Annotated in this window: 27 protein-coding genes and 1 other annotated feature; all 27 genes read left to right on the plus strand. The window is 37.2% G+C overall.

Annotated features, from left to right (window positions below; translation table 11 throughout):
* The first annotated feature begins 77 nt into the window (after positions 1 to 77).
* A complete protein-coding gene (locus tag IV86_RS04435) occupies positions 78 to 671 on the plus strand; it encodes a thymidine kinase (protein WP_002833673.1) in 594 nt (197 codons plus the stop codon).
* Between the two features lie 4 nt (positions 672 to 675).
* Positions 676 to 1,755: a peptide chain release factor 1 gene (gene prfA / locus IV86_RS04440; protein ID WP_002833674.1), complete on the plus strand. Its 1,080-nt coding sequence runs from the start codon at positions 676 to 678 to the stop codon at positions 1,753 to 1,755.
* On the plus strand, positions 1,748 to 2,599 hold the full coding sequence (gene prmC, locus IV86_RS04445; RefSeq protein WP_002833675.1) for a peptide chain release factor N(5)-glutamine methyltransferase: 852 nt from the start codon (positions 1,748 to 1,750) through the stop codon (positions 2,597 to 2,599). Before prfA ends, prmC begins: the two co-directional genes overlap by 8 nt.
* Before the next feature lie 9 nt (positions 2,600 to 2,608).
* Positions 2,609 to 3,631 (plus strand): L-threonylcarbamoyladenylate synthase, encoded by a 1,023-nt coding sequence (locus IV86_RS04450; protein WP_002833676.1) that lies wholly within the window; start codon positions 2,609 to 2,611, stop codon positions 3,629 to 3,631.
* Between the two features lie 13 nt (positions 3,632 to 3,644).
* On the plus strand, positions 3,645 to 4,877 hold the full coding sequence (glyA, locus tag IV86_RS04455) for a serine hydroxymethyltransferase (protein WP_002833677.1): 1,233 nt from the start codon (positions 3,645 to 3,647) through the stop codon (positions 4,875 to 4,877).
* A 69-nt stretch (positions 4,878 to 4,946) separates the two neighbouring features.
* Entirely contained in the window at positions 4,947 to 5,576 is a 630-nt protein-coding gene (gene upp / locus IV86_RS04460; RefSeq protein ID WP_002833678.1) for a uracil phosphoribosyltransferase, read from the plus strand.
* 105 nt (positions 5,577 to 5,681) lie between these two features.
* Positions 5,682 to 6,383: an ABC transporter ATP-binding protein gene (locus IV86_RS04465; protein ID WP_002833679.1), complete on the plus strand. Its 702-nt coding sequence runs from the start codon at positions 5,682 to 5,684 to the stop codon at positions 6,381 to 6,383.
* A gap of 9 nt (positions 6,384 to 6,392) precedes the next feature.
* Positions 6,393 to 9,005, plus strand: coding sequence for an ABC transporter permease (locus IV86_RS04470; RefSeq protein WP_056979386.1), 2,613 nt, complete (start codon positions 6,393 to 6,395; stop codon positions 9,003 to 9,005).
* 273 nt (positions 9,006 to 9,278) lie between these two features.
* Positions 9,279 to 9,995, plus strand: coding sequence for a F0F1 ATP synthase subunit A (atpB, locus tag IV86_RS04475; RefSeq protein WP_002833681.1), 717 nt, complete (start codon positions 9,279 to 9,281; stop codon positions 9,993 to 9,995).
* 32 nt (positions 9,996 to 10,027) lie between these two features.
* Entirely contained in the window at positions 10,028 to 10,240 is a 213-nt protein-coding gene (gene atpE / locus IV86_RS04480; RefSeq protein ID WP_002833682.1) for a F0F1 ATP synthase subunit C, read from the plus strand.
* A gap of 44 nt (positions 10,241 to 10,284) precedes the next feature.
* Positions 10,285 to 10,806, plus strand: a complete 522-nt coding sequence (gene atpF / locus IV86_RS04485) for a F0F1 ATP synthase subunit B (RefSeq protein WP_056979387.1) — start codon at positions 10,285 to 10,287, stop codon at positions 10,804 to 10,806.
* Positions 10,803 to 11,345 (plus strand): ATP synthase F1 subunit delta, encoded by a 543-nt coding sequence (gene atpH / locus IV86_RS04490; protein ID WP_002833684.1) that lies wholly within the window; start codon positions 10,803 to 10,805, stop codon positions 11,343 to 11,345. Before atpF ends, atpH begins: the two co-directional genes overlap by 4 nt.
* A 29-nt stretch (positions 11,346 to 11,374) precedes the next feature.
* Positions 11,375 to 12,892, plus strand: coding sequence for a F0F1 ATP synthase subunit alpha (atpA, locus tag IV86_RS04495; RefSeq protein ID WP_002833685.1), 1,518 nt, complete (start codon positions 11,375 to 11,377; stop codon positions 12,890 to 12,892).
* 37 nt (positions 12,893 to 12,929) lie between these two features.
* Positions 12,930 to 13,850 (plus strand): F0F1 ATP synthase subunit gamma, encoded by a 921-nt coding sequence (locus tag IV86_RS04500; protein WP_011673610.1) that lies wholly within the window; start codon positions 12,930 to 12,932, stop codon positions 13,848 to 13,850.
* A 24-nt stretch (positions 13,851 to 13,874) separates the two neighbouring features.
* On the plus strand, positions 13,875 to 15,284 hold the full coding sequence (gene atpD / locus IV86_RS04505) for a F0F1 ATP synthase subunit beta (protein ID WP_002833687.1): 1,410 nt from the start codon (positions 13,875 to 13,877) through the stop codon (positions 15,282 to 15,284).
* 11 nt (positions 15,285 to 15,295) lie between these two features.
* Positions 15,296 to 15,715 carry a F0F1 ATP synthase subunit epsilon gene (locus IV86_RS04510; RefSeq protein ID WP_011673609.1) on the plus strand — a complete coding sequence of 140 codons (420 nt, stop codon included), beginning with the start codon at positions 15,296 to 15,298 and terminating at the stop codon, positions 15,713 to 15,715.
* Positions 15,716 to 15,832: 117 nt separating this feature from the next.
* Complete coding sequence (locus IV86_RS04515) at positions 15,833 to 16,057, plus strand: DUF1146 family protein (protein ID WP_011673608.1); 225 nt, start codon at positions 15,833 to 15,835, stop codon at positions 16,055 to 16,057.
* A gap of 14 nt (positions 16,058 to 16,071) precedes the next feature.
* On the plus strand, positions 16,072 to 16,329 hold the full coding sequence (yidD, locus tag IV86_RS04520) for a membrane protein insertion efficiency factor YidD (protein WP_011673607.1): 258 nt from the start codon (positions 16,072 to 16,074) through the stop codon (positions 16,327 to 16,329).
* A gap of 8 nt (positions 16,330 to 16,337) precedes the next feature.
* The gene (locus IV86_RS04525; RefSeq protein WP_002833689.1) at positions 16,338 to 16,559 is read left to right on the plus strand and encodes a DUF2969 domain-containing protein; all 222 of its coding nucleotides are present in this window, start codon (positions 16,338 to 16,340) and stop codon (positions 16,557 to 16,559) included.
* Positions 16,560 to 16,574: 15 nt separating this feature from the next.
* The gene (locus IV86_RS04530) at positions 16,575 to 17,789 is read left to right on the plus strand and encodes an FtsW/RodA/SpoVE family cell cycle protein (protein ID WP_011673606.1); all 1,215 of its coding nucleotides are present in this window, start codon (positions 16,575 to 16,577) and stop codon (positions 17,787 to 17,789) included.
* Between the two features lie 86 nt (positions 17,790 to 17,875).
* Positions 17,876 to 18,119 (plus strand) — a binding site (T-box leader).
* A 55-nt stretch (positions 18,120 to 18,174) separates the two neighbouring features.
* Positions 18,175 to 19,212 (plus strand): methionine ABC transporter ATP-binding protein, encoded by a 1,038-nt coding sequence (locus tag IV86_RS04535; RefSeq protein WP_002833691.1) that lies wholly within the window; start codon positions 18,175 to 18,177, stop codon positions 19,210 to 19,212.
* Positions 19,202 to 19,885 (plus strand): methionine ABC transporter permease, encoded by a 684-nt coding sequence (locus tag IV86_RS04540; protein ID WP_002833692.1) that lies wholly within the window; start codon positions 19,202 to 19,204, stop codon positions 19,883 to 19,885. Before IV86_RS04535 ends, IV86_RS04540 begins: the two co-directional genes overlap by 11 nt.
* A 17-nt stretch (positions 19,886 to 19,902) precedes the next feature.
* Entirely contained in the window at positions 19,903 to 20,718 is an 816-nt protein-coding gene (locus IV86_RS04545; RefSeq protein WP_002833693.1) for a MetQ/NlpA family ABC transporter substrate-binding protein, read from the plus strand.
* Positions 20,719 to 20,884: 166 nt separating this feature from the next.
* Complete coding sequence (locus IV86_RS04550) at positions 20,885 to 21,256, plus strand: GntR family transcriptional regulator (RefSeq protein WP_002833694.1); 372 nt, start codon at positions 20,885 to 20,887, stop codon at positions 21,254 to 21,256.
* Positions 21,253 to 22,119: an ATP-binding cassette domain-containing protein gene (locus tag IV86_RS04555; RefSeq protein WP_002833695.1), complete on the plus strand. Its 867-nt coding sequence runs from the start codon at positions 21,253 to 21,255 to the stop codon at positions 22,117 to 22,119. The genes IV86_RS04550 and IV86_RS04555 overlap by 4 nt, the downstream gene beginning before the upstream one ends.
* Positions 22,112 to 22,900 carry a hypothetical protein gene (locus tag IV86_RS04560; protein ID WP_011673602.1) on the plus strand — a complete coding sequence of 263 codons (789 nt, stop codon included), beginning with the start codon at positions 22,112 to 22,114 and terminating at the stop codon, positions 22,898 to 22,900. Before IV86_RS04555 ends, IV86_RS04560 begins: the two co-directional genes overlap by 8 nt.
* Positions 22,901 to 22,907: 7 nt before the next feature.
* A complete protein-coding gene (locus tag IV86_RS04565) occupies positions 22,908 to 23,663 on the plus strand; it encodes a DUF975 family protein (RefSeq protein ID WP_002833697.1) in 756 nt (251 codons plus the stop codon).
* Positions 23,664 to 23,672 lie beyond the last annotated feature (9 nt).

Raw genomic sequence — 23,672 nt, forward strand, 5'->3', positions numbered from 1 at the left:
TATTAATAAGAGATGAATTTTTATTTTATATCAGCTATACTTAAATTTCGGAGAATAAAATTAGGAGTGGGGCTAGAATGGCACAGTTATTTTTTCATTACGGAGCAATGAATAGTGGTAAGTCAATTGAAATTTTAAAAGTGGCTCATAACTATGAAGAACAAGATAAAAAAGTTATTTTAATGACGAGTGGTATTGATACTAGAACGGCTGTTGGTGAAATTTCCAGCCGGATTGGGTTGCGCCGAGATGCTCTTCCAATTTTTGATGATACGAATATTTTGGAATTGATTACGCAAGCTAGTGCCCAAGAAGATACTGCTTGTATCTTGATTGATGAAGCTCAATTTTTGAAAAAACATCACATTATAGAACTAGCTAAAGTAGTCGATGACTTAGGAATTCCAGTCATGACGTTTGGTTTAAAAAATGATTTCAGAAATGAATTGTTTGAAGGAACTAAATACTTACTTTTATATGCCGATAAAATTGTGGAAATGAAGACAATTTGTTGGTTCTGTAAGCACAAAGCGCTAATGAATTTACGCGTTCATGATGGTAAACCGGTCTATGATGGTGAGCAAGTTCAAATTGGTGGTAATGAGTCTTATTACCCGGTTTGTCGTCGCCATTATTTTCACCCACTGACTGAAGAAGAAATGAGGAATTAATTAAATGGATATTATTGAAAAAGTTCAGGCTGTTGCCGACCGCTATGAAGAATTAAGCGAACTATTAGCTGATCCTGAAGTTTTAGGAGATTCACAACGTTATCAAGAGCTTTCTAAAGAAGAAGGCGAAATCCGTGAAACTGTGGAAAAGTATCGTGAATACCGAAAAACAGTTGATGCTATTGCTGAAAACGAAGAATTACAACGTGAAAAATTAGATCCAGAAATGGATAGTTTAGTTAAAGCTGAATTAGCTGAACTTCGTGAAACTAAAGCTACTTTAGAAGAAGAAATTAAAATTTTAATGTTACCAACTGACCCCAATGATGATAAAAATATCATCATGGAAATTCATGGAGCAGCTGGTGGGGATGAAGCTAGTTTATTTGCTGCTGACCTATACAACATGTATACGCGTTATGCTGAAACCCAAGGATGGAAAGTAGAAGTTGTGGATGAAAATGCTACTGACGTTGGTGGTTTCAAGGAAATCGTATTAATGATTTCTGGTAATAAAGTTTATTCTAAATTGAAGTATGAAAATGGCGCACATCGAGTTCAACGAGTTCCAGTTACTGAATCGGCAGGACGAGTACATACATCTACATCAACCGTAGGAGTAATGCCTGAAGCGGAAGATGTTGATATTGAAATCGATCAAAAAGATATTCGTACGGATGTTTATCGCTCATCTGGTGCTGGTGGACAGCATATTAATAAGACTTCTTCAGCGGTTCGAATGACCCACTTACCAACCGGTATCGTAGTTGCGATGCAAGATGAACGTTCGCAACAACAAAATCGTGAAAAGGCAATGCGCATTTTAAAGGCTCGGGTTTATGACTATTACCAAACGCAAGAAGAAGATGCATATAATGCAGAACGTAAAAGCGCTGTTGGTACCGGAGATCGTTCCGAACGTATAAGAACTTACAACTTCCCTCAAAATCGGGTTACCGATCATCGGATTGGTCTTACTTTGAACAAGTTAGATCGAGTTATGAATGGTGAATTAGATGATATCATCGATGCTCTTATTCTCGATGATCAAGCCAAGAAAGTGGAACAACTTCGTAATGAATAATATTCCAACTTATTTTGAAGCCCTGAGATGGGCTTCTTTGTTTATCCGAAAAAACCAAGGAGACGAGAATGCTCCAGAATTGATCTTGATGGATACAATGGAGTGGTCAAGAACCGAATTAATCATGCATTACCGTGAAAAACTTTTTCCCGAACAGTGGGAGAAATTTCAAACCGCTGTGAAAAGAGTTGCCAAGGGAGAGCCTGTACAATACGTAACGAATAAGGCTACTTTTTTTGGACGTGAATTTTACGTTGACAAACGGGTGTTAATTCCACGGGTTGAAACGGAAGAGTTAGTCGAAACGATTCTAAGTAAAACTAAGCGCAGTCGACAGAGACTTCGAGTTTTAGATATTGGGACGGGGAGTGGTGATATAGCGATTACGCTTAAATTGGAGCGTCCAGAATGGTTAGTCACGGCGGTTGATATCTCTAAAGATGCTTTAACAGTGGCTCAACGGAATGCTGAAAGTCATGAAGCTATCGTTGATTTCAGGCTAGGGTCATTGTTTGAACCTGTCCAAGGGGAACGTTTTGATTTAATTATCAGCAATCCGCCCTATATTGCGGATAATGAAAAGCATGAAATGGATCAATCAGTGATTGACTTTGAGCCTCATCAAGCCTTATTTGCTGACGATCACGGATTATTTTGGTATAAAAGAATTGCAGATCAATTGGATCAATATTTAGTCGAACACGGAGAATTGGGTTGCGAAATTGGTTATCGTCAAGGTACGGACCTAAAAAAGTATTTCTTAGAAAAGAAGTATATTGACCAAGCGGAAGTTATAAAAGATATTAGTCAACACGATCGAATTCTTTGGGTTAAAAAGAAATAGGTGATAAAAATGAGTAAATTATTTAGTTCTGATGAAATACAAGTAGCGGCTCAAGCCATCAAAGCTGGTGAATTAGTATCTTTCCCAACCGAAACAGTTTATGGACTGGGTGCGGATGCAACTAATCCAGAGGCAGTAAAAAAAGTTTATGCTGCTAAAGGCCGTCCTTCGGATAATCCGCTAATTGTCCATGTTGCGGACCAAACAGAAGTTGCAAAGTTTGCTAATATTGACGACAAAAGCAAAAAATTAATGGATCAATTTTGGCCAGGACCACTAACCATTATCTTACCAATTAAAAAGGGAGCTTTAAATTCGATTGTTACAGGTGGATTAGATACAGCTGCTTTTCGTAATCCGGCTACTCAAGTAACAATTGATTTAATTCGTGCAGCTGGAGTTCCATTGGTGGGCCCATCCGCTAATACATCAGGGAAACCTAGCCCCACTAAACCGGAGCATGTGTTGCATGATTTGGACGGAAAAATTGCTGGAGTTCTAGATGATGGGGAAACTACCATCGGTGTTGAATCAACGGTTTTAGATATGTCAAGTACAACGCCAAGTATCTTGCGGCCAGGGGCCATTACAGAACAAGCATTGGCACCCTTAATAGGTGAGGTCCAGACCGACCATCATAAAGTCGGAAAAGATGAAGTTCCTAAGGCGCCTGGAATGAAATACAAACACTATGCTCCGAATGCCCAAGTATACATAGTGTCTGATCAGGATTGGGACGGTGTCGTAGCTTGGCTCCAAAAGCATACTGATCAAACTATTGGAATTATGGCCACAAATGAAATTTTCGAGACCAAAAAATTAGGAGAATTCGACCAAGTTCGATACATTTCCTTAGGGGTAGATTCTAAGACGGCTAGTCGAGAACTATTCGATGGATTACGAACCTTTGATGCTGATTCAGCAATAAAAACCATTTTTGCTCAAGGATTTGATAGAATAGGGATTGGCGAGGCATACATGAATCGTCTCCAAAAATCTGCAGGTAACACATACTTTAGTGACATCGATTAGGGGGAATTGGTCAATGAATTATACAAAACAAGATCCAGAATTATGGTCAGCAATTGAACGTGAAGAAAAGCGTCAGCAACATAATATTGAATTAATTGCTTCGGAAAATATTGTATCTGATAGCGTACGCAAGGCCCAAGGTAGTGTACTTACTAATAAGTATGCCGAAGGTTATCCTGGCAAACGTTACTATGGTGGGTGTGAATTTATTGACCAAGTTGAACAATTAGCAATTGATCGGGCAAAAGCCATCTTTAATGCGGAATATGTAAATGTTCAACCCCATTCTGGTTCCCAAGCGAATGCTGCGGCTTATGCCGCGTTTATTAAACCTGGGGATAAAATTTTAGGGATGGACCTTAATGCTGGTGGACATTTAACACACGGTGCTAAAGTAAGCTTTAGTGGAACTTTTTATCAATCAGTGAGTTATGGGGTTGATCCTCAAACTGAAAAATTAGATTACGATGAAATTCGTCGTATTGCTTTAAAGGAACAGCCACAAATTATTGTTGCGGGAGCTTCGGCCTATAGTCGATTTATTGATTGGAATAAATTCCGCGAAATTGCTGATGAAGTCGGGGCTTATCTGATGGTAGATATGGCCCATATTGCTGGTCTGGTAGCAGCTGGTCTGCATCCTTCACCAGTTGGCATTGCTGATGTGGTTACAACTACGACACATAAGACCCTCCGAGGTCCCCGTGGTGGCATGATTCTTTCGCAGGAAAAATATGCCAAGCAACTTAATTTTGCGGTATTTCCTCAAAATCAAGGTGGTCCATTAGAACATGTTATTGCTGCGAAGGCCGTTGCCTTTGGTGAAGCATTGCAACCAGAATTTAAGACTTATCAAGAACAAGTTTTAAAAAATGCGAAAGCAATGGCTGAAATCTTTGAAAATGATACGATTTTGCACGTAGTAACGGGGGGGACCGATAATCATCTGATGACAGTAGATTTAACTGGGACCCAATTAAATGGTAAGGAAGTACAGAATCTGTTAGATGGCGTCTTCATTACTACTAATAAAGAAGCTATTCCAGAAGAAAAATTAAGCCCATTTAAAACCTCAGGAATTCGAATTGGAACGCCAGCTATTACGACACGAGGATTTAAAGAAGACGACTGTCGTGAAGTTGCTAATTTGATAATTCGAGCAATCAAAAATGCGGATAATGAAACAGTTTTAGAAGAAATTAAGCGAGATGTGTTCAAACTAACTGAAAAGTACCCTATTGATTAAATTAGTCCTAGTTTTTTTATGTTTTTTTAGCTACAATTGATAAGGAATTTGAAAGGAGCGAGTTTAGTCATGGGTAAGTTTGAGGTTCTCGATCATCCGTTAATTCAACATAAGTTAACTTTGATTAGAGATAAACACTGTAGTACAAAAGAATTTAGAGAAATCGTCAATGAAATCTCAACATTAATGGCATATGAAGTATCACGAGATATGCCACTGATGGATGTTGAAATTGAAACACCAATTGGTAAATCAATTCAAAAACAGATTTCAGGTAAAAAAGTGGCGATTGTTCCAATTCTACGTGCTGGTTTAGGTATGGTTGATGGAATGGCCGAGTTATTACCAGTTGCTCGTATTGGTCACATCGGAATGTATCGTGACGAAGAAACATTAAAGCCAACTGAATACTTTGTAAAATTACCAAGTGATATCAGTGAACGTCAAGTATTCGTTGTTGATCCAATGCTTGCTACTGGTGGATCAGCCATTATGGCTGTGGATGCATTGAAAAAACGTGGTGCTAAAGACATCCGTTTCTGTAGCTTAGTAGCTGCTCCTGAAGGGGTTAAAGCATTACAAGAAGCTCATCCAGACATCGATATTTACACAGCTGCTCTAGATGAAAAGCTTAATGAAGATGGTTACATCGTCCCAGGATTAGGGGATGCTGGTGATCGCTTATTCGGTACAAAATAAATCTTTAAAAAGAAGGCCATTGGCCTTCTTTTTTTGTATGTTATTAGTATTAAAACGAACTAAGCTTTATTATTAGTAATATAGTAAAAATTCGGGGGAATCAGCATGGCTTATATCGAAGTAAAAAACGAGTCAAAAGTGTACCAAATGGGTGAAACAAAAATTTTTGCTAATCGAGATGTTAATTTTGAAGTTGAAGAAGGTAAAGTAACGGTGATTTTAGGGCCTAGTGGCGCAGGAAAATCAACCGTATTAAATATGTTAGGTGGTATGGATAGCCCTACTAGTGGTCAAATTATGATTGATAATATGGATATTGCGACATTTAACGATCGCCAATTAACTAATTATCGACGCCATGATGTAGGATTCGTATTTCAGTTTTATAATTTAATTCCAAATCTATCCACATTGGAAAATGTTGAATTAGCTACTTCCTTAGTTAAGGATGGACAAGCGCCCGAGGAAGTTTTAAAAGCAGTTGGATTACAAGAAAGAATGGATAATTTTCCTTCCCAGCTTTCTGGTGGTGAACAGCAGCGTCTAGCTATTGCTCGTGCGTTGGCTAAGAATCCTAAGTTACTTTTATGTGATGAACCGACGGGAGCTTTGGATTATCAAACAGGAAAACAAGTTTTGCAATTATTAAGTGATGCTAGTCGTAAATTTCATAAAACGGTAATCATTATTACTCACAACTCTGAAATTGCTCAAATGGCTGATCGGGTAATTCAGATTAACGACGCCCGAGTGCGAGCGGTAAAAGATAATGCTAATCCAGTTCCAGTTAAAGACATTGTTTGGTAGGGTGAGCTAATGAATAAACTATTAATGCGAGATATTAGGGGATCGTTAGGACGATTTACCGCAATTGTCCTAATTATTATGTTAGGTGTACTATTATTCGTTGGAGTGAAAGCAACTGGGCCTGCTTTGAACCATTCCATGCAATCAGAGGTCGTTAAACATCATTTGAGCGATGTGCAGGTATTTTCGGATAAGGGATTTACCCGAAAGGATATCAAAGCTGTAGAGCGCGTTCAAGGAGCTAAAGCGGAGAGTATTAAATTTAAATATGTGATTGGTGGAAAAACACGTGATGCGATTGCACTATACGGTTTGAAAGATCCAGCTAGACAAAATCAAGTTATTTTAAAAAGTGGACGTCTGCCCCAAAAAAATAATGAAATTTTATTAGATAAACAAGCGCAAATTAAGGATGGGTATCGAATTGGTGACCAGTTTACTTTTGCAAAATCAGCTAATCTTAAAGTCAATAGATATAAAATTGTGGGTTTTGCTGATTCACCCCTGTACATCGACGATTCTACTAGAGGATCAGCCAATGTTGGTAGTGGTCAAGTTCAGTATTTCGCTTATATTAAAGACCAAGCAATCAATTTGCCTGTCGCAACAGCGATAAATATTAGTTTTGCTAAGCTTCAACATCAAGATGTTTTCTCAGGAAAGTATCAAGGAACTATCAAAGCTAAAGTAAAACTTTTGCAGAAACAATTGGATAAACGAAAAAACGAGCGAAGGAATGAAATTGTTGCAAAACCTTTAAATCAGCTTAATAGAGCTCAGGAGAAATTAAATCAAGCTAAGCAAAAAATAGTTCAAGCTAAAGCACAATTGAAAAAGCAATCTGGAGGAAAGGTAACCACTACTTCAGAGCTTGATAAACAAGAGCAACAATTAGCGGAAACGCAAGTTAATTTGAAACGGCAGCGAAAAAAGGTTGAAAAGATAAAAGTTCCAAGTTACACATGGCAAACTCGTGAAGATTTACCTGGATTCACTGGCTATGGAGATAGTTCTGACCGGATCGCCGCAATTGCGAATGTCTTTCCAGTGTTCTTTTTTCTGTTAGCTGCGTTAATTACCTTCACTACTATTACTCGGATGGTAGAAGAGGCCCGTGGACAAATTGGAACATTGAAAGCTTTAGGATTTTCTAGGAGTGCGATTGCCTACGAATATACCATGTATGCTTTTTTGGCTGGAATTTTAGGAGTAATCGTGGGTTCATTTTTAGGTAACCAATTATTGCCACGTTTTGTCGTATCAATGTATACAAAGTATGTAATTGGTCAACCGGTCATTGAATATGATTGGGCTTCAATTGCAATTGCTGTGGTTTTGGCAATGATTGCCACAGTTGGAGCGGCCTTATTGGTAGTAATCAAGGAAACAAAAGCAGTTCCAGCCGAGTTACTACGGCCTAAATCTCCAAAGAAAGCTAAGAAAATTTTGCTAGAAAATATTAGTTTTATTTGGAAACGTCTAAATTTTAATCAGAAAATTAGTTATCGTAACCTATTTAGATTTAAGCTGAGAGGCTTAATGACGATTTTGGGGATCGCGGGTGGAACAGCTCTTATTTTGACAGGGTTCGGCATTGCCAACTCCATTTCAGCAACTGGAGATCTTCAATTTAATCAAATTATTAAATATGATGCTGTAGTTCAAGCTAAAAAAGCCAACCAATTAGAATCGGTTCGGCAGACAATTGCTAGGGGAAAGAATTATCAGCAAAGCCTTGCGACCCATACGGAAACTTTTAAAGCAACTAAGCACGGTAAAACCGTGGATGATATCAATATGGACATTCCTCAAAATAAGCACCAATTTGAAAAATTTGTAACTTTAAGGGACTATCAGAACCAACACCCATTGCATTTGCAAAAGCAGGGGGTAATTATTTCAGAAAAACTTGCCACTGCCTTAAAAGTTAGAAAAGGAAGTACAATTTCTATAGAAAATGAAAAGCAAACTAAAAAAGAAGTTAAGGTGATTGGTGTAACCCAGAATTATGTTGGAAACTTTATGTATGGATCTACTTCTTTTTATAGGAAAACTATGAAAAAAGAACCTACGATGCAAACTTTAATGGTTCAATTACATCAAACTTCTAAAAAGAATCAACAAAAATTAAGCAAGCAATGGATTAAAGCTAATGCTGATATTTTAGGTGTGAGTTTTGTGAGGGATCAAGCTGCAGCAGTTACAAGCATGTCTAAGCAATTAGGACCGGTTGTTTTGATTTTTATTCTCCTATCTGGAGTGTTATCTTTCATTGTTTTATATAACTTGAACAATATTAATATTTCAGAACGTTTGCGAGAATTGTCAACAATTAAAGTACTCGGGTTCTTTGATTCAGAAGTTACAATGTATATTGCTAGGGAAAGTATTATTTTAGCTTTGATTGGAATACTAGCTGGTTTTGGATTAGGAAATATTTTGACAAGTTATGTTATCAAACAAGCTGAGACTAGCATCGTCGTCTTTCCACTAACAATTAAACCAATGGGATACGTGGTAGCAACTGTATTAATGGTCATTTTTAATTTAATAGTTGTTTATATTACGCATCGTCGACTAAGGCAAGTTGATATGGTTGAAGCATTGAAATCAAACGAATAGTTAAGAATTTCAGAGATAAATAAATTTTATTTCTGAAATTCTTTTTGATTTTAAGTAGATAAATTGAACAAATTTCAATTTTTGAAGAACGAACAGGAAGAATATCATAGAAATAAAGCGATTATTCTTTTGTCTTTTGTCCAAAATGGTGGTATCATTTCAAATGTATTTTCAGACGGAAAATACTGTCTTTTGTTCAAGTTTATGACTTAGATTATTGTCAATTTTTGGCTTTGGTTTAGGTACACTTAGGTAGAAAAGAGGTGATATTCTGTGAGTGGTGAATCAATTTCAACTTTTCAGTTTCTTGGTTTGACATTTAATACGACTAACTTAATTTCAGGTTTAGTAAGTGCACTAATTGTTTTTTGTGTAGTGTTTGCTTTATCTCGTAATTTGAAGTTAAAGCCGACTGGTAAGCAAAATATTTTGGAGTGGATCGTTGATTTTACCAATGGTATCCTCCGCGATTCAGTGGATGAAGAGGAAGAAAAGAATTTTGGTCTATATGCTTTCACATTATTCCTATTTATTTTTGTTTCTAACCAAATCGGTCTATTCCTGCAAATCGCATGGAATGATGTTTCGTATCTAAGAAGCCCAACAGCTGATCCGATTGTCACTTTAACATTGTCGTTGATCACAATGATGTTAGCGCACTATTCAGGTGTTGCAAAATTTGGCTTTAAAAAATATTTTGAAAAAACATATTTATCGCCATTTAAAGTTTGGTTACCGATTGGTGTTTTTACAGAATTCATTGATTTCTTGACCCTTGGGCTACGTATCTACGGTGTTATTTTTGCCGGCGAAATGCTTCTTAAGATGATCGGAGGAATTGCATTCTCGGGTGGCATCGTCAATATGATTGTCGCCATCCCACTTGCCTTGATTTGGCAAGGATTTTCCGTATTTTTGGGAAGTATTCAGGCGTTCGTGTTTGTAACACTAACATCCGTTTACATTTCTCATAAGGTCGAAGACGAATAATAATATATTTTTAGGTAGGAGGAACAACTATTATGGGTGCTATTGCAGCTGGAATTGCTATGTTTGGAGCCGCTATTGGTGGTGGTATCGGTGACGGTATCGTTGTCGCAAAAATGCTTGAAGGAATGGCTCGTCAACCTGAATTATCAGGACAATTAAGAACAACAATGTTTATCGGTGTTGGTTTGGTTGAAGCTATGCCTATCCTTGCCTTCGTTATTTCACTTCTTGTAATGAATAAGTAGGCATGATAAATTAAACAATTTATCGGAGAAGGAGGTGTCAATAGATGTTTTCGCACATTACAGTAGGGGCGGCACATGGAAGTACTTTGTACGTTGGTGATATGTTGTTTTATGCCATCTTGTTTATTGTATTAATGGCTTTAATTGCAAAATTTGCGTGGGGTCCAGTTAATGCAATGTTGAAGGAACGTGCTGATCGTATCTCTAACGACATTGACTCAGCTGAACAGTCTCGAATCGAGGCTGAAAAGCTTGCTAAACAACGTAAAGAAGCATTAGATAATTCTCATGCTGAAGCTACTTCTATCATTAACAACGCTAAAGATAGTGGTGCAAAAGAACGAGAATTGATTATTGGAAATGCTCAAAATGAAGCTAAGTCTCTAAAGGACAAGGCTAAACAAGATATTGAACAAGAACGTGCTGACGCACTTAAAAGTGCACAAGACGATATTGCGTCATTATCTATTGAGATTGCTTCCAAAGTTATCAAAAAAGAACTTGATGAAAACAGTCAAAAGGATTTGATTGATTCATACATCGAAGGTTTGGGTGATAGCAAATGAGTTTAGATAAAACAACAATTGCTAAGCGTTATTCAAAAGCCCTCTTTGAAATTGTTTCTGAAAAAGGACAACGCGATGAAACACGTGCTGAACTAAATCAGATTCAACAAGTTTTTAATGATAATGAAGGATTAGGCAAAATTTTAACTGACAAAGGTTTGGAGCAAAATCAAAAGCTTGAAATTCTCAATATTTTGACTAAAGATGCTTCAAATTACGTTGGAAATCTCATCAAAATGACTTTTGATTATGGTCGTATGGACTATTTGATAGCGATTATTGATGAGTTTAACAACTTGTGTGACGCTGATGAAAAAATCGTTCGAGCAAAAGTTGTTTCTGCTATCCCATTAAGTGATCAACAACTTGATAAAATGGCAGAACAATTCGCTAAACGTTTAAAAGTTAGTGAAGTTGTCTTAGATAGTGAAGTTGATGATTCAATCATCGGTGGAGCTATCATCAAAACAGATAGTTTGATCTACGATGGTAGTATTCAGACTCAAATTAATCAAATTAGACAGCGCCTAATAGGTTAGCTCGATATTTGTAAAGAGGTGAAACTTTTATGAGCATTAAGGCTGAGGAAATCAGTGCTCTAATCAAACAGCAATTAGAAAACTACCAAGCTGAGCTTAATGTCGAAGAAACTGGTACCGTTACATATGTTGGTGATGGTATTGCTCGTGCTCATGGCTTAAATAATGCTCTTTCTGGTGAACTTCTAGAATTCTCTAACGGTGTTTTCGGTATGGTTCAAAACCTTGAATCAAACGATGTTGGTATTGTTATCATGGGTAACTATGATGGTATCCACGAAGGAGACGTAGTTAAGAGAACTGGTCGTATCATGGAAGTTCCAGTTGGAGATGCCTTAATTGGTCGAGTTGTTAACCCATTGGGTGAACCACTTGATGGCAAGGGAGCAATCCAAACCACCAAAACCCGTCCGGTAGAAAATAAGGCACCTGGTGTTATGCAACGTAAATCAGTTGAGCAACCACTTCAAACAGGTATTAAAGCCATCGATGCTTTAGTTCCAATTGGTCGTGGACAACGTGAATTGATTATCGGTGACCGTAAGACAGGTAAGACTACAATCGCTATCGATACAATCTTGAATCAAAAAGATCAAGATATGATTTGTATCTATGTTGCAATCGGACAAAAGGAATCAACTGTTCGTACACAAGTAGAAACATTGAGACGTTACGGTGCGATGGACTATACAATCGTTGTTAGTGCTGGTCCTTCTGAACCAGCTCCAATGTTATATCTTGCTCCTTATGCCGGAGCAGCAATGGGTGAAGAATTCATGTACAACGGCAAACATGTTTTGATCGTATACGATGATCTATCAAAACAAGCTGATGCTTACCGTGAACTCTCATTAATTCTTCGCCGTCCGCCTGGGCGTGAAGCTTACCCTGGTGATATCTTCTATACTCACTCACGTTTGCTTGAACGTGCAGCTAAGTTGAGTGATGATTTGGGTGGAGGTTCAATGACTGCTTTGCCTTTCGTTGAAACTAAAGCTGGCGATGTTTCAGCTTATATCCCAACTAACGTTATTTCAATCACTGATGGACAAGTGTTCCTTGATGGTGATTACTTTAACTCAGGAACTCGTCCAGCTATTGATGCTGGTACTTCTGTTTCTCGTGTTGGTGGGGATGCCCAGATTAAGGCGATGAAGAAGGTTGCCGGAACTCTTCGTTTGGATTTAGCTTCATATCGTGAATTGGAATCATTTGCTCAATTTGGTTCAGATTTGGATAAAGCTACTCAAGCTAAGTTGGCTCGTGGTCGTCGGACTGTTGAAGTTCTAAAACAACCACTTCATCAACCACTTTCCGTTGAAAACCAAGTTATGATTCTTTATGCATTAACTCATGGTTTCTTGGACAATGTTCCTGTCGATGATATTCAACGTTTCCAAGATGAACTCTTTGACTATATTGCAAGTAACAATAAGGAGCTCACAGACGAAATCCGTGAAACTAAGCAACTTCCTGATACGGATAAGATGGATGCAGCAATTAAATCATTTGCTGAACATTTTCAACCTACAAAGGAAGCTAAATAAGGATATCAGCTAACGAGAGGAAAAGTGGTGAGAATTAATGGCAATATCTGAACAAGATGTAAAGCGTCGAATTGATTCGACTAAGAAAACTAGTCAAATTACGACTGCTATGCAAATGGTTTCAACTGCTAAGTTAAGCCAAATTCAGAGACATACAGTTGGATATCAAGTGTATGCACAAAAAGTTGAGAGTATTGTTGCTCACCTTGCTAAATCACATTTAATGAGCGCTAGTGTAGCTGGTAAGGCTAAGTCTGACCAAGCTATCTCGGCTGCTGATTTACTAGCACAACGTCCTGTCAAGAAGACTGGATATTTAATTATCACTTCTGATCGTGGCTTAGTTGGTTCATACAACAGCAGTGTGATTAAGCAAACAAACGATTTTATGCAAAAGCATGGGCATACTGAAGGCGATGCCGTTATTCTCGCGGTAGGTGGCACTGGTTCTGATTTCTATCGAAATCGTAATCATGAAGTTGCTTACGAATACCGCGGTGTTAGCGACGTTCCAACTTTCAATGAAATTCGTGAAATTGTTAAAACTGTTACTAAAATGTACACAGAAGAAAAATTTGATGAATTATACGTATGCTACAACCACTTTGTAAATAGACTTTCAAATAGTTTCCGAGTAACTAAATTACTTCCAATTGGTGGAGATGATTTGGCTAATAACGAAGCTCATGAACAAGTTACTGCTGAGTATGACACTGAACCATCACCAGAAGCATTATTGCAGGAAATTCTTCCTCAATATGCTGAAAGTTTGGTTTATGGTGCTATCTTAGATGCAAAGACTGCAGAACATGCTGCTAGTTCATCAGCGATGCGCTCAGCATCTGATAATGCTAGTGATTTGATTGCAGATTTAGAGCTACAGTATAATCGTGCTAGACAAAGTGCTATTACGACTGAAATCACCGAAATTACTGGTGGTCAAGCTGCACTTGAATAATATTAACGAGAGGAATTAAACGATATGAGTACTGGTAAAGTTGTTCAAGTTATCGGACCAGTTATCGACGTTGAATTTCCCCTTGACGAAGAATTACCAACTATCAATAACGCTTTGAAGATTAAAAAGGCGGATGGTACTGTCCTAGTTTCTGAAGTAACGCTTGAATTAGGTGATGGTGTTGTAAGAACCATCGCTATGGATGGAACAGATGGACTACAACGTGGTCTTGATGTTGAAGATACTGGAGATTCTATTAAAGTACCCGTTGGTAAAGAAACACTTGGTCGTGTTTTCAACGTCTTGGGTGACACTATCGATGGCGGCAAAGAACTTGGCCCCGATATAAAACGCGATCCAATCCATCGTGATCCACCAGATTATGATGAATTGAATCCAAGTACAGAAGTTCTTGAAACAGGTATCAAGGTTATTGACTTACTTGCCCCATATATTCGTGGTGGTAAGATTGGTCTTTTCGGAGGTGCCGGGGTTGGTAAAACCGTTTTGATTCAAGAATTAATCCATAATATTGCACAAGAACATAATGGTATCTCAGTTTTTACTGGTGTTGGTGAAAGAACACGTGAAGGTAATGACTTATACTTCGAAATGAAGGGATCCGGAGTTCTTGAACGTACGGCCATGGTATATGGTCAAATGAACGAGCCGCCTGGGGCTCGTATGCGAGTTGCTCTTACTGGTTTGACAATTGCGGAACATTTCCGTGATGTTGAAGGGCAAGATGTGTTGTTATTTATTGATAACATTTTCCGTTTCACGCAAGCTGGTTCAGAAGTTTCGGCCTTACTTGGTCGTATTCCTTCAGCCGTTGGTTACCAACCAACACTTGCTACAGAAATGGGACAACTTCAAGAACGTATTACATCAACAAAGAAGGGTTCAGTAACATCAATCCAAGCAGTTTATGTTCCTGCTGATGATTATACTGATCCTGCTCCTGCTACAACATTTGCTCATTTGGATGCAACTACTAACTTGGAACGTGCATTGACTCAACAAGGTATTTACCCTGCTGTGGATCCTCTTGCATCTACTTCAACTGCGCTTGACCCACAAATTGTTGGTGAAGAACATTATGAAGTAGCTACAGAGGTACAACATGTTCTCCAACGTTATAAGGAATTGCAAGATATCATCTCTATCCTTGGTATGGATGAATTATCTGATGAAGAAAAGACCGTCGTTGCTCGTGCACGTCGTATCCAACTCTTCTTATCTCAAGACTTCAGTGTTGCTGCTCAATTTACTGGCCTTCCAGGTCACTATGTAAAGATTGAAGACACAATTTCTGGATTCAAGGGTATCCTTGATGGTAAGTATGATGATCTTCCTGAAGAAGCATTCCGTTTGGTTGGATCAATTGATGATGTAGTTGAAAAGGCTAAAAAAATAAGTGCTACAGAAGATTAGGAGGGATCTAATTGGCTGAAAATTCAGTATTAACAGTTAGTATTGTTACTCCTGATGGTCAAGTCTATGATGATGACCAAGTTACCATGTTGGTAGTTAATACCAAAGAAGGTGAATTAGGTATCTTGCCTAATCACGTTCCTGTAATTGCTGCTCTTGCGATTGATGAAGTGCGGGTAAAACACAGTCAAGAGGAAGACGTTATTGCAGTAAATGGTGGATTTGTTGAATTTTCTGAGAATACTGCAACTATTGTTGCAGATACCGCTGAAAATCAATCTGATATCGACGTAGCTCGTGCTGAAAGTGCTAAGAAACGTGCTGAAGCAACGATTCGTAAAGCGCAACAAGCACACGACAATAGTGAATTACGGCGCGCTCAAATTTCACTTCGTCGGGCTATTAACCGAATTAATGTATCAAAACATTAATTTAGTTATTGGTCATAAAAAACGCTCAATTTTGAGCGTTTTTTTTGTGTTTAAAAATGATAAATTTAGCTTAGTTTCTGGTACAATAATACATGTATGAAATTTTGGAGGAAAATTATGTTAGGAATTCAATCTGTAATAACTTTAATTTGTTATCTATTTTTCATCCTGATTTCCTTTTGGAGTATTCAGGCTATTCCATTTCATAAATTTATGGGAAGATATGAGAATCAAGCACGGGTTTTAATCGTATTGCTGTCTGTGGTTATTGGATATACGGTAAGTAGTTTTTTCTTAAATTTAATTACAACGATTGAAAATTTAACATTTTTAGTCAAATAGGGGATTAAACCTAAATGAAGCAAATTTTGTTACTGATTATTCGTGGGTATCAAAAATTTATCTCGCCAATGTTTCCGCCATCTTGTCGATATTATCCAACTTGTTCTAATTATAGCCTCCAAGCCATCAAACGATTTGGTGCCATAAAAGGTGGCTTGATGGGGGTTGCAAGAATTTTAAGGTGTCATCCATTTGTGCGAGGCGGATACGATCCAGTGCCAGATAATTTTTCTTTAAAACGCAATCAAAAAAATAGTAAACCAAGAAATTAGGAGTTAAAATGTCTAGAAGAGAGAAAAAGTTCGAAATCGAAATTAAAGAAGTTAAAGAAAATGATTCAGTTATCAATGAGGTTTATATCAACAGACAGTTAGTTGGTCAAATTTCTCAAGTAAATGATAAGAATTTTACAGCTTCTAACCAAAGTGGAGAAATGCGTGTAAAATCTATGGATGAAGGAATTCAATGGATTGTAGCTGAATTTAACCTACATTCTCTATAGAAAGGAGCTACCTCGATGGAAAGAATGAATTCTAGGGTTGCTCGAAAGGATGATAGTTCCCGGATTGACTATGGAATTATTTTTCCAGTGCTAATGCTAGCAATTATCGGGCTGGCGTCCATCTACGTAGCTGCGACACATGATACTAGTGCTACAAGCATCTTACGACAGGTTGTTTCTCAGTTAGTTTGGTACGTATTGGGTATCGTAATTGTCACTGTCATAATGCAATTTGATTCGAAACAATTGTGGAAACTAGCACCAATTGTGTATGGAATTGGACTACTTTTGTTAGTTCTAGTCTTATTTCTATACAGTCGAGCCTACGCGGCTAATACGGGAGCAAAGAGCTGGTTTGCTCTAGGACCCTTTACCTTCCAGCCCTCTGAAGTAATGAAACCAGCTTATATTTTGATGATGGCAAAAGTTATTACGGTTTACAACTCAAAAGTAAAAGAGCGCACAGTCCGCAGTGATTGGAAGCTTATCGGAACAATGATTTTATGGACTTTACCAGTGCCTATCTTGTTATTGTTGCAACATGACTTTGGTACGATGTTAGTGTTTATTGCTATTTTTGCTGGATTAGTCGTGGTTTCGGGAGTTACTTGGCGAATTTTGGTACCGTCTTTTGTCGGAATGGTGGTATTAGGAAGTTCAACCTTGATGCTGGTTGCTACAAGTTGGGGACAATCGTTTTTGAGTAAGTTAGGTTTTGAATCTTATCAATTTGCTCGAATCGATAATTGGTTGCATCCTGCTTCGGATACTACTAATTCAGGTTATCAATTATGGCAAAGTATGAAAGCTATCGGTTCTGGGCAATTATTTGGAAAAGGTTTCAACGTTTCGAACGTTAACGTTCCGGTTCGAGAATCTGATATGATTTTTTCGGTTATTGGAGAAAATTTTGGATTTGTCGGTAGTGTAGTATTAATTGGGTTATACTTTTTATTAATTTATAAAATTATCCAAGTCATTTTTGATACTAAAAATGAATTTTATGCGTATATAGCAGTGGGAGTTATCATGATGATTCTATTCCATGTATTTGAAAATATTGGAATGAACATCGGGCTTTTACCACTAACTGGAATTCCGCTACCGTTTGTTAGTGCAGGGGGTTCGGCATTGATCGGAAATATGATTGGCGTGGGGTTAATCATGTCGATGAGGTACCATTATTATTCTTATAGTAAAACAGGATTAGAACAAAAAGCTGATTTCTAAAAACTAGTGATACAAATTAGGTGTCCTAGTTTTTTTATTTTTAGTGTTGACAGCTAAACTGATGGCATGTATACTTTAGCCTATTAACAAAGTATTAGAGAAAGATGAGTAAACAGATTTATCTACGCTTAGAGAGTTTCCGGTTGGTGGAAGGAAATCGAGGTAATCGTTGAAGATGGTCTTTCAATTTATTCAGCGGATTTATGAGCATTTAGTTAGCAAATCATGGGAGCGCCCATTACAGCGCACGGGTTGATTGACCCGCAGAGTTCGTTGACCGTAAGGCAACGAAAAAACAAGGTGGTAACACGACAAACTTTCGTCCTTGAATATAGCTTTAGCTATATTCGGGCGAAAGTTTTTTTGTTTAAAAGGGGGATTAGAATTGATTGAATTTAAGGACGTTTCAAAAACTTTTGAAACCAAAGAAGGAACAGTCCACGCAATTAAGGATGTTAATTTAAAAATTGATAGTGGAAAAATATACGGCATTATCGGATATTCTGGTGCTGGTAAAACGACTTTAATTCGAATGTTAAATGGTCTTGAGAAGCCGACAACTGGGAGTGTTAATATCAATGGAGTAGCAATCAATCAATTATCAGCTAAAGATTTACGCGTCCAACGCCATAAAATTGGAATGATATTCCAACATTTTAATTTATTATGGTCAAGAACCGTAAAAGAAAATGTTATGTTTCCATTAGAAATTGCTGGAGTTGCTAAAGCTGAACGTGAAAAGAAGGCTTTAGAGTTAATCGATTTGGTTGGTTTAGAAGGAAAGGAAGATATGTATCCAGCTTCCCTATCCGGAGGGCAAAAGCAACGAGTGGGTGTTGCTCGAGCATTGGCAAATGATCCAGAAATTCTTCTCTCTGATGAAGCCACTAGTGCTTTAGATCCAGAAACAACCGATGAGGTACTAGATTTATTACTTGATATTAAGAAACGTCTGAATATCACCATTGTATTGATTACCCACGAAATGCATGTCATTCGTAAAATTTGTGATAATGTAGCCGTTTTAGACGGCGGTAAGATTATTGAAGAGGGAGAAGTACTGAATGTCTTCAAAAATCCTCAACAACCGTTAACACAACGTTTTGTTTCCGCAGAATCTGATCCAAGTCATCAAGAAACAGAAATTGTTTTAGATGAGTTATTAAATAAATATCCCAATAGTAGAATCGTTCGGCTAACTTTCCATGGGGATCAGGCTAAATTACCGATCGTTTCGGAAATGGTACATGAATTTCCCAAAGTTGATTTAAATATCGTTGCAGGTAATATTAAGCAAACTCAAGAGGGTTCTATTGGGACATTATATTTACAATTAACAGGACCTGAACCACAAGTAGCTGGGTCGGTTAATTTCTTAAAGAAATTACGGGTAGAAACGGAGGTTATCGCAGATGGGAAGTAGTTCTTATTTTGATTTTAGTTCAGTTGATTGGGCCGAAATGGGGAGTGCAACTTGGGAGACAATTTGGGTAACACTTGTGTCAGTTTTATTTACAGCAATTATTGGCTGTTTGATAGGTCTCTTACTCTTTGAAACCAAAGATAGCAAGAGTAACGGGATTCAGGTAATTAATTGGTTAGTTTCATTATTTGTTAATGTATTCCGATCAATTCCTTATATTATTTTAATCGTTGTTTTGATTCCTTTTACTAATACGTTAGTCCACACCATTGTAGGTCCAGTAGCAGCTTTACCTTCTCTAATTCTTTCTGCGGCTCCTTTTTTTGGACGAATTGTAGAAATGTCGTTTAGAGAAATTGATCAAGGCGTTCTAGAAGCAGCAGAAGCGATGGGTGCAAGCCATTGGACAATTATCTTTAAAGTTTTGTTACCTGAAAGTTTACCCGCGCTGGTATCAGGCTTGACTGTTACAGCAATTTCGTTAGTAGGATATACAGCAATGGCTGGAGCCATCGGTGCGGGAGGCTTAGGTGCCTTAGCGTATAACAATGGTTTCTTGCAATATAATGGAACAATCATTCTGGTGGCAACGATTCTAATTGTATTATTTGTTTTTGTTCTTCAATGGATTGGTGATTTATTAGTTAAAATTATTGATAAAAGGGTTGTTTAATCAAGGAGGAAATTTTTATGAAAAAGAGTAGAGTTTTAACCGCATTAACAATTGCAGCAACTGCAGTAGTTTTGGCAGCTTGTGGAAGTACCGCTAAAAAAACAACGACGGTTACCATTGGGGCTTCACCTACCCCTCATGCAGAAATCTTAAAGCATATTCAACCTGAACTAAAAAAGGAAGGGGTAAATCTTAAAATTAAACAATTCCAAGATTATGTTTTACCTAACAAGGCATTAGCTTCTAAAGATATCGATGCTAACTACTTCCAACACACTCCTTTCTTAAAGGAATGGAACGCCAAGAACAAAGGAAATTTGATTAGCGCAGGTTCAATTCACCTAGAACCGATTGCAGTTTATTCAAAGAAGTATAAAACACTAAAAGATCTACCTAAAAATGCGACGGTACTAGTAAGCAATAATGTAGCAGATTATGGACGGGTGCTTGAAATCTTTAAAGATGCTGGGTTAATTACTCTCAAGAAGGGTACGGATACCACGAATGCTAACTTTAAGGATATTGCCACTAATAAGAAGAATATTAAATTTAAGACGGGGTACGAACCTAAATTGATGCCTCAACTCTACAATAATAAACAAGGTGACGCGGAAGTAATTAATTCTAATTATGCAGTTCAGGCTAAATTAAGTCCCGCCAAAGATGCGATTGCAGTTGAAAAATCATCGTCTCCATATAGCAACATTGTAGCAATTAGACCAGATGAAAAGAACAATAAAGCCCTTAAGAAAGTGATTAAGGCACTTAAGTCAAAATCAACTCAAAGTTGGATTAAAAAACACTTTAAAGGTTCTGTAGAGCCGGTTGAATAACTTCTAAAATCTGTAATAACACTGAATGTTATTACAGATTTTTTGTTGGTCTGACGGGGTTAAACATGTCAATTTAATTGACTTTTTGCACGATAACCCATATAGTTAGTTACATGACTAATTAAGTTTATAATGAAGGAATTAATAAAATTTGAAGGTGGATGTTATGCAATTTAATTTTAATAGCAGCGAACCAATCTATCTCCAAGTCGCCCAACAGATTGAAGATGCAATCTTTACCGGCGGTTTTAAAGAGGGAGAACAGATCCCTTCCACTACTGAAATATCAAAAGAATTTCACATAAATCCTGCAACAGTTTTAAAAGGAATGAATCAACTGGTTTCACGAAAGCTTTTAGAAAAACATCGTGGAGTAGGGATGTTCGTGGCTGAGGGGGCAAGTAATCAAATTACTTTGAATCGCCAGCAAAATTTCTATAATAAGTATGTAATAGGGGTAGTTAAGGAAGCAGTTCGCCTTAATATTAATGAGGAAGATTTAAAAAAATTAATTGAACAGGGGTATAAATCTATATGAAGGGGATCGAAGTAAAGCAGGTAACCAAGTCATTCGATAAAAAAATGATTTTAAATGGAATTGGGATGACAATTGAGCCTAATAAAATTTATGGTTTGTTAGGTCGAAATGGGGCTGGAAAAAGTACTTTACTAAGCTTATTAGTAAACCGAATTGCTCCGGATACGGGAGAAATTCGGTTAGATAATAAAGTTATTCGTGATAATGATGAACAACTCTCTAAGATGTTTTTGATGAGTGAAGTGGATCTTTATCCTAAAAACCTTAAAGTTAAGGATGTTTTCAAGTGGACCAAGAGCTTTTACGGGGGCTTTGATGAAGAACTCGCACAAGATTTATGTGAGAAGTTTGGATTACAAACTAATATTATTTTTAATAAGTTATCAACCGGTTACCGTACTATTATGAAGTTAATCGTTGCATTGGCGGTTCCGGTGGAATATGTTTTCTTAGATGAACCTATTCTAGGTTTAGATGCCGGTCATCGAGAAATTTTCTATAATGCCTTAGTTGAGACATATGCGGAAAATCCTCGTACTTTTGTTATTTCAACCCATCTAATTGAAGAGATTGCTAATTTAATTGAGCATGTCTTAGTAATCGATCATGGTCGTTTAATTGTGGATGATGAAACCGAAAAAGTGCTAGGTGAAGCTTACGTAGTTAGCGGACCTGAGGACAAGGTGGATGAATATACCCAAGGATTGAACGTTATTGGGAGCGATAAATTGGCTCGAATCAAAGCTAGTTATGTTTTTGGTTCATTAGATAATAAACCAATTTCGGACTTAATTAACATTGATCAAATGGATTTACAAACCTTATTTGTCAATTTAACAAATGGAGGTAATGAGAATGAATAAAGTAGCTAGCGTAATCAAGTACGATTTAAGTTATTTTGTCCGCTTGATTTTAATTGTTTACCTGTGGCTAATTGGTTTGCTGGTAGGAATTCCAGTGCTATTACATTTAGTAGCTAGTGGTACCGAAGGGATGGTCATTGCCATCTTAAATGATTTATCTCTACTAACAACGGCAGCCTTGTTTGTTAACGTAGCCTTACTATTTTATTTTGGCTTTTTAACGTACGAGCGTTTTTCTTTCTTAATTCAAAATGGAATTTCGCGAAGAACGGGTTGGTATGCAAAGGTTATATCGATATTAATTGTAGCGTTAATCGGTAATATTTATAGTTTTATTACCGGATTGTTTGCATTAAACGGGGGAAGTGGGTATAAGTCAGTACCTTATTTAGAATTATATGGTCATTTCTTTAAATCATTGCCATTAGATTTAGTTTCAATGTTTATTGTTAACTATATTATGTTGGTTATGCTAGCCGTCTTTGGTATCATTGCGGGAGCCGTCTTTGCGCTATTAACACGGAAAAATCAAAAAATTGTGGCAATATCAATCCCTATTTTAGGAATCCTGTTATTAGCGATATTGGAAAGAATAGTTATACGACAATCGCATATATTAGACCCGTTGGTAGCATTCTTAAAATTTGCTATGGGTTATTCTAAAACTTTAGGTTACTTTAACCCAATCATTCCAGCGACAGGTATGGTAATATTGATTGTATTATCTTTGATAATCTCAAGATGGTTAAATACATTATTACGTACTAAACGAGGAGAATGACTTTTATATGGATCAGACAAGCAATAGAACATTAAAGAAAGAAGTCCTAGAACTCTATCGGGGAAACTGGATAACAGCAATTAAAATTAACATTATACCAATTGTTTGCTCCATTTTTAGTGGATTTATAATTGCTAGTTTGATTGGAATAATTTTATATTTTTTTAGTCAGATTGATAGCAGCGCACTAGGTACAATGGGAAATTACAGTCAAAATTCAGGGACCCCTTATTCAGGTAGGACGACTGCTCAACAATTTTTCTTTCAAGCAATCGTAGTATTTTTTACAGTGGGAATTCAATACGGAATTTTAGATTGGTTACGACACCGAAATCAGCGTCTTTCATGGGGGACAGCCTTCCAAACCTTTAGCAGAAAGTATTTTACATCAACTCTAGCTATTTTTATTTTTCAATTTATTTTCCGCTTCTTATGGTCCTTCTTGCTCATTATTCCGGGTTGGATCAAATATTATTCGTATTCACAAGCCTATTTTCTTTATAAAGAAGCCACTGATCGGAAGATAAGTGATCGTTTTGAATTTGTTAATTTCATTACTTTTAGTCGACGACTCATGGATGGCAATAAGGCAAGATTACTGGGATTACAAATTTCATTAATTGGATGGTACATTTTAAGCATCATTACGTTTGGAATAGGATTTATTTGGTACGTTCCCTATCGTAACGGGCTTTATGCCGCATTTTATAAAAATTTAGTTGAACAGCGTGGTCAACAAGTTCTTCCAGAAATATTTGGATGACAAAAACGC

The organism is Pediococcus pentosaceus (assembly GCF_001437285.1).
GTDB classification, from domain to species: domain Bacteria; phylum Bacillota; class Bacilli; order Lactobacillales; family Lactobacillaceae; genus Pediococcus; species Pediococcus pentosaceus.

Coding starts and splice junctions, on each gene's coding strand:
- IV86_RS04435 (WP_002833673.1), top strand. CDS start 78: ATGGCACAGTTATTTTTTCATTACGGAGCAATGAATAGTGGTAAGTCA.
- prfA (WP_002833674.1), top strand. CDS start 676: ATGGATATTATTGAAAAAGTTCAGGCTGTTGCCGACCGCTATGAAGAA.
- prmC (WP_002833675.1), top strand. CDS start 1,748: ATGAATAATATTCCAACTTATTTTGAAGCCCTGAGATGGGCTTCTTTG.
- IV86_RS04450 (WP_002833676.1), top strand. CDS start 2,609: ATGAGTAAATTATTTAGTTCTGATGAAATACAAGTAGCGGCTCAAGCC.
- glyA (WP_002833677.1), top strand. CDS start 3,645: ATGAATTATACAAAACAAGATCCAGAATTATGGTCAGCAATTGAACGT.
- upp (WP_002833678.1), top strand. CDS start 4,947: ATGGGTAAGTTTGAGGTTCTCGATCATCCGTTAATTCAACATAAGTTA.
- IV86_RS04465 (WP_002833679.1), top strand. CDS start 5,682: ATGGCTTATATCGAAGTAAAAAACGAGTCAAAAGTGTACCAAATGGGT.
- IV86_RS04470 (WP_056979386.1), top strand. CDS start 6,393: ATGAATAAACTATTAATGCGAGATATTAGGGGATCGTTAGGACGATTT.
- atpE (WP_002833682.1), top strand. CDS start 10,028: ATGGGTGCTATTGCAGCTGGAATTGCTATGTTTGGAGCCGCTATTGGT.
- atpF (WP_056979387.1), top strand. CDS start 10,285: ATGTTTTCGCACATTACAGTAGGGGCGGCACATGGAAGTACTTTGTAC.
- atpH (WP_002833684.1), top strand. CDS start 10,803: ATGAGTTTAGATAAAACAACAATTGCTAAGCGTTATTCAAAAGCCCTC.
- atpA (WP_002833685.1), top strand. CDS start 11,375: ATGAGCATTAAGGCTGAGGAAATCAGTGCTCTAATCAAACAGCAATTA.
- IV86_RS04500 (WP_011673610.1), top strand. CDS start 12,930: ATGGCAATATCTGAACAAGATGTAAAGCGTCGAATTGATTCGACTAAG.
- atpD (WP_002833687.1), top strand. CDS start 13,875: ATGAGTACTGGTAAAGTTGTTCAAGTTATCGGACCAGTTATCGACGTT.
- IV86_RS04515 (WP_011673608.1), top strand. CDS start 15,833: ATGTTAGGAATTCAATCTGTAATAACTTTAATTTGTTATCTATTTTTC.
- yidD (WP_011673607.1), top strand. CDS start 16,072: ATGAAGCAAATTTTGTTACTGATTATTCGTGGGTATCAAAAATTTATC.
- IV86_RS04525 (WP_002833689.1), top strand. CDS start 16,338: ATGTCTAGAAGAGAGAAAAAGTTCGAAATCGAAATTAAAGAAGTTAAA.
- IV86_RS04530 (WP_011673606.1), top strand. CDS start 16,575: ATGGAAAGAATGAATTCTAGGGTTGCTCGAAAGGATGATAGTTCCCGG.
- IV86_RS04540 (WP_002833692.1), top strand. CDS start 19,202: ATGGGAAGTAGTTCTTATTTTGATTTTAGTTCAGTTGATTGGGCCGAA.
- IV86_RS04545 (WP_002833693.1), top strand. CDS start 19,903: ATGAAAAAGAGTAGAGTTTTAACCGCATTAACAATTGCAGCAACTGCA.
- IV86_RS04550 (WP_002833694.1), top strand. CDS start 20,885: ATGCAATTTAATTTTAATAGCAGCGAACCAATCTATCTCCAAGTCGCC.
- IV86_RS04555 (WP_002833695.1), top strand. CDS start 21,253: ATGAAGGGGATCGAAGTAAAGCAGGTAACCAAGTCATTCGATAAAAAA.
- IV86_RS04560 (WP_011673602.1), top strand. CDS start 22,112: ATGAATAAAGTAGCTAGCGTAATCAAGTACGATTTAAGTTATTTTGTC.
- IV86_RS04565 (WP_002833697.1), top strand. CDS start 22,908: ATGGATCAGACAAGCAATAGAACATTAAAGAAAGAAGTCCTAGAACTC.